15 protein-coding genes are annotated in these 16,194 nt (G+C 55.5%); 4 read left to right on the top strand and 11 right to left on the bottom strand.

What is annotated here, in order from left to right; all coding sequences use genetic code 11:
• The 6 genes from ubiB to udp all read right to left on the bottom strand — a co-directional run bounded on the left by ubiB (position 1) and on the right by udp (position 6,789).
• Positions 1-1,638, bottom strand: coding sequence for a ubiquinone biosynthesis regulatory protein kinase UbiB (ubiB, locus tag AC6I8N_RS01130; protein ID WP_021183819.1), 1,638 nt, complete (start codon positions 1,636-1,638; stop codon positions 1-3).
• Entirely contained in the window at positions 1,635-2,240 is a 606-nt protein-coding gene (gene ubiJ, locus AC6I8N_RS01125) for a ubiquinone biosynthesis protein UbiJ (protein ID WP_036625866.1), read from the bottom strand. Before ubiJ ends, ubiB begins: the two co-directional genes overlap by 4 nt.
• A gap of 12 nt (positions 2,241-2,252) precedes the next feature.
• Complete coding sequence (gene ubiE, locus AC6I8N_RS01120) at positions 2,253-3,011, bottom strand: bifunctional demethylmenaquinone methyltransferase/2-methoxy-6-polyprenyl-1,4-benzoquinol methylase UbiE (protein ID WP_497829871.1); 759 nt, start codon at positions 3,009-3,011, stop codon at positions 2,253-2,255.
• Between the two features lie 75 nt (positions 3,012-3,086).
• Positions 3,087-4,601 carry a DNA recombination protein RmuC gene (gene rmuC / locus AC6I8N_RS01115; RefSeq protein WP_208724553.1) on the bottom strand — a complete coding sequence of 505 codons (1,515 nt, stop codon included), beginning with the start codon at positions 4,599-4,601 and terminating at the stop codon, positions 3,087-3,089.
• 82 nt (positions 4,602-4,683) lie between these two features.
• On the bottom strand, positions 4,684-5,952 hold the full coding sequence (locus AC6I8N_RS01110; protein WP_497829870.1) for a tetratricopeptide repeat protein: 1,269 nt from the start codon (positions 5,950-5,952) through the stop codon (positions 4,684-4,686).
• Between the two features lie 75 nt (positions 5,953-6,027).
• Positions 6,028-6,789: a uridine phosphorylase gene (gene udp, locus AC6I8N_RS01105; protein WP_208724551.1), complete on the bottom strand. Its 762-nt coding sequence runs from the start codon at positions 6,787-6,789 to the stop codon at positions 6,028-6,030.
• A 301-nt stretch (positions 6,790-7,090) separates the two neighbouring features.
• Between udp and AC6I8N_RS01100 the strand changes: the two genes are divergently transcribed.
• The gene (locus tag AC6I8N_RS01100) at positions 7,091-7,927 is read left to right on the top strand and encodes a dienelactone hydrolase family protein (protein WP_497829869.1); all 837 of its coding nucleotides are present in this window, start codon (positions 7,091-7,093) and stop codon (positions 7,925-7,927) included.
• Positions 7,928-7,970: 43 nt separating this feature from the next.
• On the opposite strand, the gene metE is transcribed toward AC6I8N_RS01100, so the two are convergent.
• Complete coding sequence (gene metE / locus AC6I8N_RS01095) at positions 7,971-10,241, bottom strand: 5-methyltetrahydropteroyltriglutamate--homocysteine S-methyltransferase (protein WP_497829868.1); 2,271 nt, start codon at positions 10,239-10,241, stop codon at positions 7,971-7,973.
• A gap of 177 nt (positions 10,242-10,418) precedes the next feature.
• Here metE and metR point away from each other — a divergent pair, with 177 nt between their 5' ends.
• Both metR and AC6I8N_RS01085 read left to right on the top strand, forming a co-directional pair.
• Entirely contained in the window at positions 10,419-11,351 is a 933-nt protein-coding gene (metR, locus tag AC6I8N_RS01090; RefSeq protein ID WP_497829867.1) for an HTH-type transcriptional regulator MetR, read from the top strand.
• 53 nt (positions 11,352-11,404) lie between these two features.
• Positions 11,405-11,884, top strand: coding sequence for a YehS family protein (locus AC6I8N_RS01085; RefSeq protein ID WP_021183809.1), 480 nt, complete (start codon positions 11,405-11,407; stop codon positions 11,882-11,884).
• On the opposite strand, the gene AC6I8N_RS01080 is transcribed toward AC6I8N_RS01085, so the two are convergent.
• From AC6I8N_RS01080 to pldB, 3 genes are all read right to left on the bottom strand, one after another.
• Positions 11,881-12,747, bottom strand: a complete 867-nt coding sequence (locus AC6I8N_RS01080; RefSeq protein WP_021183808.1) for a carboxylate/amino acid/amine transporter — start codon at positions 12,745-12,747, stop codon at positions 11,881-11,883. The genes AC6I8N_RS01085 and AC6I8N_RS01080 overlap by 4 nt on opposite strands.
• A gap of 178 nt (positions 12,748-12,925) precedes the next feature.
• The gene (gene yigL, locus AC6I8N_RS01075) at positions 12,926-13,726 is read right to left on the bottom strand and encodes a sugar/pyridoxal phosphate phosphatase YigL (protein ID WP_021183807.1); all 801 of its coding nucleotides are present in this window, start codon (positions 13,724-13,726) and stop codon (positions 12,926-12,928) included.
• Between the two features lie 53 nt (positions 13,727-13,779).
• The gene (gene pldB / locus AC6I8N_RS01070) at positions 13,780-14,772 is read right to left on the bottom strand and encodes a lysophospholipase L2 (protein WP_021183806.1); all 993 of its coding nucleotides are present in this window, start codon (positions 14,770-14,772) and stop codon (positions 13,780-13,782) included.
• Positions 14,773-14,876: 104 nt separating this feature from the next.
• Here pldB and rhtB point away from each other — a divergent pair, with 104 nt between their 5' ends.
• Entirely contained in the window at positions 14,877-15,500 is a 624-nt protein-coding gene (rhtB, locus tag AC6I8N_RS01065; protein ID WP_021183805.1) for a homoserine/homoserine lactone efflux protein, read from the top strand.
• A 70-nt stretch (positions 15,501-15,570) separates the two neighbouring features.
• On the opposite strand, the gene rhtC is transcribed toward rhtB, so the two are convergent.
• Positions 15,571-16,194 (bottom strand): threonine export protein RhtC, encoded by a 624-nt coding sequence (gene rhtC, locus AC6I8N_RS01060; RefSeq protein ID WP_021183804.1) that lies wholly within the window; start codon positions 16,192-16,194, stop codon positions 15,571-15,573.

Below are 16,194 nucleotides of genomic sequence, written 5' to 3'. Positions count from 1 at the left end.
TCAGTTTGTCTTGCGCCAGCCTATCAGCCAGGTCACGATGCCTGCGGCCATTAATATCGCCGGGAAGAAATCCCAGTCAGGCCGACTCAGCAGCACTGCGGTGCCACTTAATAACAGTGTAGCCCCTACCCCGAACAGATAACGCGCCTGATGATGTCGGCTGCGTTGCGCGTTCATATCCGTGACCAGTTTATCGACGCTGTGCTGCAACAATTTATGCTGTCGCATGCTGTCGTAGAACAGCTCCGGCAGCTCCGGCAGTTTCTCGGCCCAGAATGGGGCTTTATCTTTCACGGCACGCAGGATCGCCGGAATACCGATTTGATCTTTAATCCAGTCTTCCAGGAAGGGCTTCGCGGTTTTCCACAAATCGAGCTGTGGATAGAGTTGGCGACCAATGCCTTCAATATACAGCAGCGTTTTTTGTAACAGCACCAGCTGCGGCTGCACTTCCATGTTGAAGCGACGCGCGGTGTTGAACAGATTCAGCAGCACATGGCCAAAGGAGATCTCCGCCAGCGGCTTCTCGAAAATGGGTTCACATACGGTACGAATCGCGAACTCAAAATCTTCCACATTGGTATCTGGCGGTACCCAGCCAGAATCAACGTGCAGTTCCGCCACTTTGCGGTAATCGCGGTTGAAGAAGGCGATAAAGTTCTCCGCCAGGTAGCGCTTGTCTTCTTTGTTCAGTGAGCCAACGATACCGCAGTCGATACCGATATATTGCGGATCTTCCGGGTGGTCATAGCTGACGAAGATGTTGCCGGGATGCATATCGGCATGGAAGAAACTGTCGCGGAACACCTGGGTAAAGAACACCTGCACGCCACGCTCGGCCAGCAGTTTCATATTGACGCCATGTTGCTCCAGCGTCGCGACATCAGAAATCGGGATGCCGTAAATGCGCTCCATCACCAGCATCGATTCGCTGCAATAGTCGGAGAAAATCTCCGGGACATACAGCATGTGGCTCTGATCAAAGTTGCGGCGCAGCTGGATGGCATTTGCTGCCTCACGCAACAAATTGAGTTCATCAATCAGGGTTTTTTCATAGTCGCGCACCACTTCTAGCGGGCGCAGACGGCGTCCATCCGGCAACAAACGCGGTACCCAACGCGCCAGACGGTAGATCAGCTTCATATCCGCTTTGATCACCGGCAAGATATCGGGACGGATAACCTTGATCACCACTTCGCGGCCATTCTCTTTCAGCGTCGCGGTATGAACCTGAGCAATTGACGCTGACGCCAGCGGGGTGATTTCAAAATCGTCGAACCAGGTTTCAACCGGGCCGCCAATTGCTTTCTCGATCTGCGCTTTGGCTTTTACACCATCGAACGGTGCGACGCGGTCCTGTAAAATCGCCAGTTCATCTGCAATCGCCGGAGGAAACAGGTCACGACGCGTTGAAAGCATCTGACCAAATTTGATCCACACCGGACCCAACTGCTCCATCGCCAGACGGATACGCACGCCCATTGATTCGTTTTTGTGTTTGTTGGGGAGCCAGAAAATGCAACGCCGCCATAAACGCAGCGGCAGCGTGATGCGCATGTGTGGGATCAGTTCATCAAGGCCATAGGTGAGAAAGACCTTAACAATAAAATATAAGCGCCGAATTTCTCCCAGCGTCATTTCGCCTCCAGCTGTGCTAAACGCGCCTCAAGCGCATCAAGCGAACGGTCCATCGCTTCCACTTCCTCGCAAAACCAGGCCAGTTCCAGCGCACCCGGAGCCAGTCGCCACTCTTCCGTCAGCGTCTGACCAAGATAATCCTGGCGACGCGTAACCTCGTGTTTAACAAAGGTCAGCGCCCGCTGTGCAGCCTGGCTAATACCTTGTGCGGCGATATCGCCAATCCACGGCGCGAGATATTCCGCCGGATCCAGCTCCGCTAAATCCATTAACGCCGAGAATTGCTGCACCACCTGCAAGTCGCCTTCCACTTCCAGTTCGCCGCTGCGAATCAGGCTGGTGAGCTGCTGGCGGTCACGTAATTTCGGCAAGGTGCTGAAACGCAAACTGACAGTGCAATCGCTGCTGTCCTGCCAGTCACTCAGCACATCCAGCTGGTTTTCGCTGAACACCAGCACCAGCGGGAAGGAGAGTTCCTGCAAGCGCAGCATCAGCACCTTACCCGCCAGACGCTGACGCGCGGCTTTCAGGCTGCGATCGCGGTATAAAACACGATTCAGGGCGGTCTCAAGACCGCCAGTAATCAAAGGAGTGAAAGTCATCGCCATGATTTGTCAGAACTTAAAGCCGCGATGCAGCGCGACAATGCCGCCAGTCATGTTGAAGTAAGTGGTATTTTCGAAACCGACGTCGTTCATCATCGCCTTCAGGGTTTCCTGATCGGGATGCATACGAATGGATTCCGCCAGATAGCGATAGCTTTCTGCATCCTTCGCCACCAGTTGACCAATGCGCGGCAGAATATGGAACGAGTAAGCATCGTAGGCTTTGCTGAGCGGTTCCAGCAGCGGTTTGGAGAACTCCAGCACCAACAGACGGCCACCCGGTTTCAGCACGCGGAACATCGATGCCAGCGCTTTCTCTTTCTCGGTTACGTTACGCAGACCGAAAGAGATGGTGATGCAATCGAAATAGTTATCCGGGAATGGCAACGCTTCGGCATTCGCCTGCACATAGCTGACATTGCCGGAAATGCCGAGATTCCGCAGTTTCTCGCGGCCCATCTTCAGCATTGAGCTATTGATATCCGCCAGCACCACCTGGCCCGTTTCGCCCACCAGACGGGAAAATTTTGCCGTCAGATCGCCCGTACCACCGGCGAGGTCCAACACGCTCTGCCCACGACGAACGCCGCTGCTGTCGATGGTGAAACGCTTCCAGACACGATGGATGCCAAACGACATCAGATCGTTCATCAGGTCATATTTTGCCGCTACGGAGTGAAACACGTCGGCGACTTTATCTGCCTTTTCGCTTTTGGCGACGGTCTGAAAGCCAAAGTGGGTAGTTTCCTGCTGTGATTCATCTGCCATGGGTTTTACCTGTTCCACAAACAATACTTCGCGAAGTGTATCAGAGTTGCGCTGGCCGGGCACGCGACCGGCGCGTTATTCGTTGATACGGCGCAGGGAAGCGGCGGAAGAATCTGTTGTTTTTTCATCAGGCTGCTCATCATCGGCCCAATCATTATCAGACTCCTCCGGCTGTGCCTGGGCCACCAGCTGCGGATTAATCGGACGCTTGATCTCCACACCCAGCGAACGAAAGGCTTCACTTTGCGCAATCAGATTGCCACGCCCCTCCGCCAGCTTTTTCATCGCCAGATGATAACTTTGCTGCGCTTTATCCAGGTTGTGACCGATGCCGCTCATGTCATCGACAAACAGCCGCATTTTGTCGTACAAGCGCGCGGCGCGGTCAGCAATACGCTGGGCGTTGCGACTTTGATGCTCATAACGCCACAGGTTGTTGATGGTGCGCAGCGCCACCAGCAACGTCGTGGGACTGACCAGCATGATGTTCTGCTGCAACGCTTCGCTGATCAGCTCCGGCTGACGATCGATTGCCAGCAGAAAGGCCGGTTCAACCGGGATAAACATCAACACATAATCCAGAGAGCGTAAACCGGGCAATTGTTGATAATCTTTTCGCCCCAACAGGCGAATATGACCGCGCACTGCGTTGATGTGCTCCTGAATCGCCTGCTCGCGCGTGGCTTCATCCTCAGCATTGAAGTAGCGCTCATAGGCGATGAGCGTCATTTTGGCGTCAATCACCACATCTTTGCCCTGGGGCAGACGCACGATCACATCCGGTTGCATCCTGCCCTGCGATTCCAGCTGTACGCTGACCTGGGTTTCATACTCATGGCCTTCGCGCAGGCCGGAAGCCTCCAGCACCCGGCCAAGCACTACCTCGCCCCAGTTCCCCTGGATTTTATTGTCGCCTTTCAGGGCTTTGGTAAGGTTGATGGCTTCCTGCGCCATCTGCGCATTCAGTTGTTGCAGCTGACGGATCTCATGCGCCAGCGTGTGACGTTCGCGCGCTTCCTGACCGAAGCTGTCTGTCACCTGACGACGAAATCCGTCCAGTTGCTCGCGCAGCGGCCCTATCAGGCTGTTCAGGCTTTGGCGGTTTTGTTCATCAACACGACGGCCGCTGTTTTCGAAGATGCGATTGGCAAGATTTTCGAATTGGGCGCTCAGGCGCTGTTCGCTGTTGGTCAGCAGACGCTGTTTCTCCTCAGCGGCAAAGCGTGTCTCTTCAAGGCGGATGGTGACTTCACGCAATTCGGCTTCCTGCGCGCTGTTCACCTCCAGCTGATTGCGCAATTCACGGCTGAGCTGTTCGCTTTCGCCGCGCCAGTAATCGAGTTGTTGCAGGCGCTCCTGTGCACCGCTCAACGCACCGTGCAGCTGGCGTAATTCCTGCTCGCGCAATTGCACCTGCTGCTGTGCCAGCTCCAGTTGCTGCTGCTGACGCAGTTGCGCCTCTTCAGATAAGCGGCGTTCCGTTAAGAAGCTGGCCTGTTGATGACCGGCTCGCATCTGCGCCACAATCCAGCCGATGCCAAAACCGGCCAACGCCAATGCGCCACTGATGATGATAAGTTGCTGATCCATAATTCCCCCGCGGATCGTCTCGCTGAGGGAAAAGGTAGAGGCGTACTGTATGAATGTCCAGACAATTCTGCCGGATAGCGGCTTATAACGTCTGCACCGTTAACTCACCCGCTTTCCACGCCTCAATCAGGAAGAACGGCATCGGCAGTTCCCATTGCCCGTCGCGCACTCTGGCCGGATAGCTCCAGCTTTGCCCGGCCCAGGTGAGTTCAACCTGCTGCCACTCGGCATCCGCCACGCTGGCTTGCCCCGCCATGCTGGAAAACCCGGCATTACTGCCAACGTGGAACTTGTCCGTCTGCCAGCGGATTGGAGGATGTGCGGGCCACGCCTGAGCATGATGAAAACGGAAAATATCGTCGTGATTAAGGATGCTGTCGCGTACTGTCGGCCACAGCGCCCGTTTCAGGAAGTACTGGTCGGTAAAACGTTCGCTGCCCTGATACTCAGCGATGAAATCCCGCATCTGTTGTTCCACCTGGCTGAATACGCCATGACAACCTCCCCACATCCCCGCCAGCAGCAACTCGGTGTGGGTAAAGTAGTCGCGCATATGATGGAACCAGTAAGGCGAATGCAGCCAGGCATCGATCGCGGCCACTTCACGTTCAGAAAGGAGTGAGTCGGCATCACGTACGATGAAGCGTTTGACGCTGGGGTCGTCGATCACCAGGAAACGCCACAACGTCGGGAACAACGTTTTTTCCTCAGACATGTCGACCAGTTGCACATCAGGCTGCTGCAAACGCTGCCAGACATGCTGCGGTACGCTGTCATCCAGATAAACGCGACAGGTCCAGGCCGGGTAGAGTTCGCGTGCTACCTCAACGTTTTTAATCAAGGTTTCGCAATATCGCGGCTGATTGCCATACAGGCTAAAGGCAATGATATTTTCCTGGGGCTTGCTGGCATCAAAAGCCGGTGGTGCCTCAGCCGGGATCGGGTGCTTCTGCCCGGTACTGAACTTCGCATCAGATTGCTGCAACGATTCCAGCCCGTAACGCGCCACTTCATCCGCTTTATTGAGCCAGCCGCACACTTCAGTCAGGCCATCCAGCCAGGTTTCAGACGCCTGTGCCCGCTGGTCGGCGGAGGCTTGATAGATTTTCAGGTAGGTTTTGTAGGACTTGTTGTAATCACCGGTGCGCATCAAAGTCAGCGCGTAGTCACTTAACACCTGCATGTTATGTGGCATCACACGCAGCACGTCTTCACAGCAGCGGCGGGCGGCGGGATAATCCGCCGCCGCCATCGCCTGACGGAAGCGCGCGGCCGCACCTTCGACACGGGATTGCATCGCTGCCGGGTTGGTCATAAAGGCCGGGCGTTGAACAGCAACAGTTTTGCGCATAAAAGACTCTCAGTAATCCGCTGAACTTGCGCGCATCCTTAACGGGCAGCGAACCATAGCCCGCTGCCGGGCGCGCTACATTAACCGGCGCGCAGCTTCAACGACAATTTTCACCGCATCGCTTTCGGTTTGTTTCATGGTCGCCGCATCCGGGATCTCCTTCTGCGTACGGTTCACGATGACACCCGCCACCATACCGGCTCGCAGCCCCTGGCTGGCGCACATGGTTAACAGTGTAGCGGATTCCATCTCATAGTTGAGGACACCCATCTGCTGCCACTCTTTCATGGAACCCTGGAAGCGGCTGACCACGCGCCCGGAAAAAGTGTCGTAACGTTCCTGGCCGGGATAGAAGGTATCTGACGACGCGGTGATGCCGATATGGGTTTTTGCGCCACAGGCTTCCGCCGCCGCCACCAGCGCCGTGGTGCAGGTGAAATCGGCTACTGCCGGGAACTCCATCGGTGCGAAATGCAGGCTGGCACCGTCCAGGCGTACTGATGCGGTGGTGACCAACACGTCACCGACATTGATGCCCGGCTGAATCGCGCCGGTGGTGCCCACGCGCAGGAAGGTGCGCACGCCGAGTTGCGCCAGTTCTTCGACGGCAATTGAGGTGGACGGTCCGCCGATGCCGGTGGAGCACACCACCACCGGTTTCCCCTCCAGTTCAGCCAGATAAGTGGTGAATTCACGGTGCGACGCCAGATGTTGCGGGTTGTCCATCAACGCCGCAATTTTCTTCACGCGCTCCGGGTCACCGGGAACGATGGCCAGTGTGGCTCCTTTCAGGCTGGCTTTGGTGATGCCAAGGTGGAAAACGTCAGACTGGGCCATAACAGACTCCTGGTAGATATAGGGATATGCGCGCCACTTTACGTCAGCAGACGCGATAAATATGTGAGTAATTTCACTATAAATAATGAAAGTTACATTAAAAGAAAATATTTTCGTGATTTAAGTCACACATCAGCAGTCTGCCATTCTGAATTGCTACATCCGGTGCTGTGTAAGTTCAGTCGGCGGTGTTAATAGAGAAGAAGAATTCATGCGTATCCCCTCTGAAACCTACACCCGCCCGGCCTCTACGGCCAGGCTATAGTTACGTGATTGCGCACTTGCCAGCATGGAGAGAACAATGAAAACCGAAGACAATATGGCACAAAAATCTGCAACGGGTGGCTTTGCTCCCGCCGTCCAACCGACCGCCAGCAGCACCATCCTTACCCACAGCGAGGCAATCCATGCCGGAGAAACCTCGGTTCCGAGCCAGGGGGAAAATCTGCCCGCGTTTTATGCCCGCCCGAAAGAGTATCAAGGGACATTGCCGGTGGTGTTGGTAGTCCAGGAAATTTTTGGCGTGCATGAGCATATCCGGGATATCTGCCGCCGTCTGGCGCTGGAGGGTTATCTGGCGGTGGCACCGGAACTCTATTTCCGCGAGGGCGATCCGAGCGAATACACCGATATCCCAACCCTGTTCAAAGAGTTGGTAAGTAAAGTGCCGGACTCACAGGTGTTATCCGACCTCGACCATGTCGCCAATTGGGCCGCGCGCAACGGCGGCGATATTCGGCGTATGGGGATTACCGGTTTCTGCTGGGGCGGCCGCATAAGCTGGCTGTTTGCCGCGCACAATCCGCAGGTACGTGCGGCAGTCGCCTGGTATGGTCGCCTGGTGGGTGATAAGACGCTCAAGCAGCAGAAGCACCCGATTGATATTGCAGTTGATCTGAATGCCCCGGTGCTGGGCCTGTACGGTGGTCAGGATGAGGGGATTCCGCTGGAGAGCATTGAGCAGATGCGCCAGGCGCTGCACGCCGCCAATGCCAAAGCGGAGATTGTGGTTTATCCCGAAGCGGGTCATGCCTTCAACGCTGATTACCGTCCGAGCTATCATGCGGAATCCGCAAAAGATGGCTGGACGCGCATGCTGGCGTGGTTCCAACAGTATGGCGTCACGCCTGACGCGTAATAAAAAAGGGGCGCTTGCGCGCCCCAAAGTGTCAACACAGCATTCAGGCTGTTTCACCGCGCAGGTGCTTCGCCGCGATAACCATATTCGCCAGTGCCTGACGGGTTTCTGTCCAACCTCGGGTTTTCAAACCGCAGTCCGGATTCACCCACAGACGTTGCTCCGGGATACTCAGCGCGGCTTTACGCAGCAAATCCTCCATCCATTCAACACTCGGTACGTTCGGTGAGTGGATGTCATACACACCTGGGCCGATTTCATTTGGGTATTCAAACTCTTTAAACGCATCCAGCAGGTCCATGTCGGAACGTGAGGTTTCGATGGTGATCACGTCGGCATCCAGGGCGGCAATCGAGTCCATGATGTCGTTGAACTCGCAATAACACATATGGGTGTGGATCTGGGTGTCATCCTGCGCCACGGCGGCGTTGAGACGGAACGCATCCACCGCCCAGGTGAGGTACGCCGCCCAGTCAGATTGATGCAACGGCAGGCCTTCACGCAGCGCCGGTTCGTCAATCTGAATAATGCCGATACCGGCTTTTTCCAGGTCAGCCACTTCGTCGCGCAGTGCCAGCGCAATCTGTTTAGCGATGGTTTCACGGCTGACGTCTTCGCGCGGGAACGACCAGCACAAGATGGTGACCGGACCGGTAAGCATACCTTTGACCGGTTTGTCGGTCAGCGACTGCGCATATTTCGCCCACTCCACGGTGATGGCTGCCGGGCGGCTGACATCACCGATGATCACTGGCGGTTTGACGCAGCGTGAACCGTAGCTCTGTACCCAACCGTTCTGGGTAAAGATGAAGCCATCGAGATTTTCCCCGAAGTATTCGACCATGTCATTACGTTCCGCTTCGCCGTGCACCAGCACGTCCAGACCGAGGCGTTCCTGCTCGATAATCGCCTGTTTGATGTGTTCAGCGATGCCGGTACGGTATTGGCCGCCATCAATGTTGCCTTTTTTGAAGTCGAGGCGCAGGCCGCGAATTTCTGTGGTCTGGGGAAATGAACCAATGGTGGTGGTTGGCCATGCGGGCAGATTGAAGCGGTTACGTTGCGCTTTGGCGCGTTCACGGTAAGCGCTGTGACGCTCAGTATCTGCGGCCTGAATATTGGCCAAACGCTGCGCCACGGCGGCATTGTGCACCCGGCTGGAGTGGGCACGGGCTCGGATTGGCGCGCTCCAGGCTTCCAGTGACTGGGCATCATTGTTATTCAATGCCTTGCTCAACAATGCCAGCTCTGCGCATTTTTGCAGGGCGAAGGCGAACCAGCTTTTGACTTCATCATCCAGGCGGGTTTCCACGCTCAGGTCGATCGGGCTGTGCAGCAAGGAGCAAGAGGAGCCAATCCACAGTTGCGGGCGTTGCCCCACCAGCGGTTGCAGGCGCTCAAACCAGCGGCTGAGATCAGCACGCCAGACGTTGCGACCGTTGATCACCCCGACCGACAGCAGCCATTCGGCAGGTAGTTGTTGGTGGAGCTGTTGAATATCGTCTTTGCCGTGCACCAGGTCAACGTGCAGGCCCTGCACCGGCAGCGCTTTGATCACTTCCAGGTTTTGGCCGATGCTGTCGAAGTAGGTGGTCAGCAGCAGTTTGGTTGCACCCTGTAGCGCGTCATAAGCGGGTTGAAACGCCGCGCGCCACGCCGCTGGCAATTCCAGCGACAGTGACGGTTCATCAATCTGCACCCATTCGATACCGCGTTTTTTCAGTTCAGCCAGCACCTGTTGGTAGACCGGCAGGATCGCTGGCAGCAATGACAGGCGGTCAAACTGTTCACCCTTCACTTTACCCAACCACAGGTAAGTCACCGGACCGAGCAGCACAGGTTTGACGTTGTGACCGAGCGCCAGCGCTTCGTCCACTTCGTCCAGCAATTGGGTCCAGGTCAGTTTGAACTGCTGCCCACGGGTGAATTCCGGCACCATGTAGTGATAGTTGGTGTTAAACCATTTGGTCATCTCCGCGGCAGCCGCCGGTTCACCGGTCGGTGCACGGCCACGGCCCAGGCGGAACAGGGTGTCGAGATCGACTGAACCCTCTTTATTCTGATGACGTGCCGGTACGTTGCCCAGCAGCAGGCTGGTGGTCAGTACGTGATCGTACCAGGCGAAGTCGCCCACGGGCAGCAGGTCCACACCCGCATCTTTCTGTTGTTGCCAGTGGCGCGCACGCAGTTCACGGCCCACAGCCAGCAGTTCTTCCTGTGAACTGTTACCTGCCCAGTAGCTTTCCTGAGCTTTCTTCAATTCACGACGCAAACCGACGCGAGGGAAACCGAGTGTGTGGTTCAGAATGGTCATTTTTTGTTCTCCAGGTATTCTTAACTGTGCAGCACGCGCTTCAAATCAGGGTCAACATAGACTGGTCACAACGCTTGCTGGAGATGTTTAGCCGTCCAGATGTTTACACCGCTATATTCTGCGGGTACTGTATGTTCCTCAAGCGCAAATTGTTCAATCTCGATGTGAAGGACTCTCATGATCGAACTCAAACACCTGCGAACGCTGCAAGCGTTAAGGAATACCGGTTCGCTGGCTGCCGCCGCTGCCCAGCTTCATCAAACGCAATCGGCGTTGTCTCATCAGTTCAGCGATCTGGAGCAACGGCTGGGCTTTCGCCTGTTTGTGCGTAAGAGCCAGCCGCTACGCTTTACGCCACAGGGGGAGATCCTGTTACAACTGGCTGAGCAGATCCTGCCGCAGATTCAGCAAGCCTTGCAGGCTTGTCATGAGCCGCATCAAACCACGCTGCGTATTGCGATTGAGTGTCACAGTTGCATTCAGTGGCTGACGCCTGCGTTAAATAATTTCCGTCAGAGTTGGCCCCAGGTGGTGATGGATTTTAAATCTGGCGTGACCTTTGATCCACAACCAGCCTTGCAACAGGGTGAGCTGGATGTGGTGCTGACCTCGGATATTCTGCCGCGCAGCGGTTTGTTCTATTCGCCGATGTTCGATTTTGAGGTGCGTCTGGTGATGGCCCCGGCTCATCGACTGGCAAACGTTGAGCACATTTCACCGGAAGATTTGGCAGATGAAGTGCTGATGATTTACCCGGTGCAGCGTCAGCGTCTCGATATTTGGCGAAACTTCCTGCAACCGGCAGGCATCAGCCCAGCCCTGAAGAGTGTTGATAATACCCTGTTGTTGATTCAGATGGTGTCAGCCGGTATGGGCATTGCGGCGTTACCACATTGGGTAGTGGAGAGTTTTGAACAACAGGGGTTGGTGGTGACGAAAACGTTGGGCGATGGGTTGTGGAGCCGTTTGTATGCGGCAATGCGCGATGGTGAGCAGCGTCAGCCGGTGCTGGAGGCGTTTGTGCGCTTTGCCCGTCAGCATGCCTGCGAACATTTGCCGTTTGTACGTGATGCTGCGCGCCCGGGTTCGTTACAGCCCCTGTCTTCCTGAGTTAGCCTGCTCTATAATGCGCCGCCTTAACCCGCGACCAGGAGATTTTCACCATGACTAATAACGATGTGCTGCGCAGTGTGCGCTATATGCTGGACCTGAGCGACAGCAAAGTGGTGGAGATTTTTGCTCTGGCAGGCAGCGATGTGCCGCTGGAAGATGTTCAGGCATGGCTGAAGAAGGACGATGACGCTGCATATCGTCCTTGCCCGGACGTGCTGATGGGGTATTTCCTTAACGGTTTAATTTTCCATCGTCGTGGTAAAAGCGAAGATGCGCCTGCGCCGTCGATTGAGCGCCGGATGAATAACAACATTTTCCTGAAGAAACTGCGCATCGCGTTTGCCCTGAAGACCACGGATATCCCCGAGGTGTTGCTGAAGGCGAACTTTAAAGTTTCTCAGGCGGAGATTGGCGCAATTTTCCGTAACCCGGATCATAAAAACTATCGCGAGTGCGGTGACCAGATTCTGCGTAACTTTTTGAAGGGGTTGACGCTGGTGCAGCGTCCAACCCCCGTCAAAAAGGCTTAATGGCTGGTGGTGGTCTTTCCCAACACCCAGCGTTTATGAACGTAAAGTGACGCAAAAATCACGATGGCTCCAGCGATAAAGCTGGGCCAGTGCGGTTTTTCCTGCCAGATCGCCAGGTTCACCAGCAAGCCAGCCGGAACGTGCATATTGTTCATAATCCCCAGCGTCCCCGCATCCACCTGGGTCGCGCCGTAGTTCCACATAAAGTATCCCAGGCCAGACGCCGCAACGCCGAGCCACACCAGAATGCCCCATTGCAGCGAAGTGGTCGGCAGTTTGTTGGGATTACCCCACAGGCTCCAGGCAATCACCGCAATAATCACCGCGCCGAGGTAGAACCACGAAAAGGCGGTGTGCTGCGGCATCGGACGTGTTTCCTGCAAACGCTTGTAACCTACCATGCCAATGGCAAAGCAGATATTCGCCGCCTGCACCAGCAGCAGGCCAAACCAGAAATGATCGCTGACTTTGTCGTAACGGATAATCGCCGCGCCAATCACCGCCAGCATGGCGCTAAAGGCATAGCCGATGCGCAGTGGACGCCGACTGAGCAAATCATAAATCAGGGTGACATACAGCGGTGTCATCACGGTGAACAGCAGGAATTCGGTGACGCTCAGATAGAGATAGGCTTCGAAACTCAGCAGGTACATGACACCCAGTTGCAGCATTCCCACCAGCATATACAGCAAGATGGTTGAAGCGCGATAGCCACGCCAGCGCAGGAAGGGCAGGAACACAATGGCTGCCAGCGCCAGGCGCATCAGCACCGAGAACCAGGAATCCACCTGACCCGCCAGATATTCCCCGATTAAACTAAAGGAAAAAGCCCACAGAATGGTGGTAACGATCAATAACAGCACGGTAACGATCCCAAAATGAACAGTGCCGTTAGTGTAAACAAACTGTCGCTGCCTCGTTGAATTATCTGGTTTACAATCGGATAAAACACAAGCACCCCGTAGCGGCGCGATTTATCGCGCGGGTTTTTCCTGCAACGTACACGAAATTGCGCGATAAATCGCGCCGCTACGGATCAGGTTATGCCAGGAACAATTTACGCAGCGTTTGCGGCACAGCGTCTTCGGCATTGCTGCCAATCACTTCCAGCGCAGGCAAGGTATCTTTCAGACGCTGATGGGCATTACGCATGATGCAGCCCTTACCGGCCATGCTGAGCATCTCGACATCGTTCATGCCATCACCAAACGCGATGCACTCTTTCAATGAATAGCCGAGCTGTTTTGCCACCGCTTCCAGCGCATGTCCCTTGGAGACACCCCCCGCCATCACTTCGAGACAGGTCGGCAGCGAGAAGCTGACGTTGACCCTATCGCCCCAACGCGCCTCAATCGCCTGCTCCATCGGGATCAGATGCTCAGGATCGTCGCAGGTAAAGAACACTTTGCTGATGCCATCACTCGGCAGCATCCCCGGCTGGTAAACCTGGTAGTTAAACACCGATTCACGAAAATAATCCTGCTCCGCCGGGCGGTGACGGCTGATAAACCATTCGTCGTCACGGTAAACGTGGGTCAGAACCTGTTCATCGTGGTATTTCAGGCCATACAGATCCTGGGCGATGTCGGCATCCAGGTTATGGCTGAAGATCAACTCGCCGTCAGCATTGTGCACGCGTGCGCCGTTGGAGGTAATCATATAAGCCGGGATGCCGAGTTTGTCGCGCATCTGGCCCACATCGATATAGTGACGACCGGTGGCAAAAACGAAATGGACATCGCGTGCCACCAGCTCCTGCAACGTAGTGCGGGCGAAAGGGGTCAGACGATGGTCCGGTGAGAGCAGCGTGCCATCCAGGTCGGATGCGACGATGTGGTACATGGAAACCTCTGGTATTAATGTCGGTTGGCCGTAGCCGGAAAATGAAAAATCAATTAAACGTGGCGCGCAAAAAAATCCACCACCGCATTTAGCGCCTGGGCGCGCATCGCGTCTGTTTCAAACAGGATCTCATGGCGCGCGCCTTCAATCACATAAGGCGTGACCCCCTCGCAGGGATGCCCTGCTGCTGCCATCGCCTCACAAAACAAATCCTGCGAGCGGTTATCCACCACCCGGTCTTCGCTGGCCTGCATCAGCAGCATCGGCGTGGTGATGTTATTCACCTGACTGATAATGCTGCGACCCGCCTGCACCCCTTCACGTACCCAATGGTAAGTCGGGCCACCGACACGAATCGCCGGATCGTCAGCGTAAAAACGTAAGTTGCGCTGATAACGTTCCCGACTGTGGGTCAGCTGGTTGATGCCGAAGGGATGGGCCCGCCAGCGCCCGGTGCCAAGGGCATAACCATCGCGCAGCGCGGGCATTTTCTCTGCCCAGTCAAGAATGCGGTGCGCGAGGAAAGGCGGCAGCGGCAAGGTAATACCAAACATCGGTGCCGCCAGCGCCACGGCGTGAAACGCCCGTGGCTGACGCGCCAGAAACAGCGCAAGGATCGCCCCGCCCATCGAATGCGCGAGCGCATAGCGCTGCCGGTAATGACCACTGACGATCTCTTTCAGATAAAGCGTTTCCAGATCGTCAACGTAATCATTGAAATCCACCACATGCCCGCGGTGGGAATCTTCCAACAGACGATCGGAGCGTCCCTGGCCTCGATGGTCAATAATCACCACATCAAAACCACAGTGGAACAGGTCATAGGCCAGCTCCGGGTATTTGATGTAGCTTTCAATACGTCCGGGAACAATCAGAATGACACGATGATGTTGCGGAGAAGTGAAACGAACATAGCGCAGGGTGAGATTACCCACGCCGGTAAATTCACACTCTTCACGACGGTGCCAGAAGTCGAGCAGCGGACCGGTAGCAAAGGAGGCAAACGCCTTTTCACGCCTGAGCCAACTCTGTTTTATCTTCTGCATCCGCCCTCCTGAAAAAAACGTCAACGCCACACGTCCACTCCATAGCGTGCCGCGATTTTCTGGCGTATTGTGTCACACTTCGCTTACATCAGGGAATGTCACACATGACCATTGAATGGTGGTTAACCTACCTGCTTACCACAACCATCCTTAGCCTCTCGCCGGGTTCCGGCGCGATTAACACCATGAGCACCGGCATCAGTCACGGCTATCGCGGCGCAGTGGCCTCGATATCTGGCCTGCAAATTGGTCTGTCGGTACATATCGTGCTGGTGGGTGTGGGTCTTGGCGCGCTGTTTTCTCAGTCGCTGCTGGCGTTCGAAATCCTGAAGTGGGCCGGTGCCGCCTATTTAGTGTGGCTGGGTATTCAGCAATGGCGCTCGGGTGGCGCGCTGGATCTCAATGCTGTCGCCAAAGCGATGCCGCGTCGTCGCCTGTTTAAGCGCGCGGTATTGGTTAACCTGACTAACCCCAAAAGCATTGTGTTTCTTGCCGCGCTGTTCCCGCAGTTCATTCAGCCGCACCAGCCACAGTTGATGCAATATCTGGTGCTCGGCGTCACCACGGTGGTCGTAGATATTATCGTGATGATTGGTTATGCCACCCTCGCCACCCGCATCGCCGGTTGGATTAAAGGGCCGAAGCAGATGAAGGCAATGAATCGAACGTTTGGTGGTTTGTTTATGGCCGTCGGTGCGTTGTTAGCCAGCGCGCGCAGAATCGCCTGATAGTTCGTAGCGGCGCGATTTATCATGCGCCTATAAACCCGCGCGATAAATCGCGCCGCTACGGATAAAATTACCGTGAAATGATCAGGTGGATGCCGAAGCCGGCAAACAGGACACCCGCCATGCCATCAACCCACTTCGCCATGCGCTGATATTTATCACGCATCCACGGCAGAGCAAAAATCGCCGCCACCACGGTAAACCAGGCGAAGGTTTCCACCAGAATCAGCAGGAATAATCCCCAGCGCTCCATTGCGCCGACATCATTGCCAACAAACAGCGAGAACACGCTGCCGAAATAGATAATGGCTTTCGGGTTGGAGAGGTTGGTCAGCAAGCCTTTAAGGAAGCTCATCCCTTTTTTCGGCAGCTCCACGACGGGTGCTTCGCTGTTTGGCTGCTGATGACGCTGACGCGCCGAACGCATCAACTGCCAGCCCATCCACAGCAGATATAAGCCGCCACCCACCATGATGATTTGATGCAGCCACGCCATTTTTTCCAGGATCAGATGCAGGCCCATCAGCGCCACACCGGCCCACACCATTACTCCCAGCGTGATCCCCAGCACCCCCATCATCGCTTCTTTACGCGAGCGGCTGGCAGCAGTCTGCGAGACAAAAAAGAAGTCCGGGCCAGGACTCATCAGCGCGACCAGATGTACCAGTGCGACGGTAGCGAATAACATCAACAT

This window comes from Pantoea sp. X-Soil-TKNS-1279 (assembly GCF_059730565.1).
Note: the sequence above shows the minus strand (reverse complement) of the source record. Positions and strands in the feature narration are given on the sequence as shown.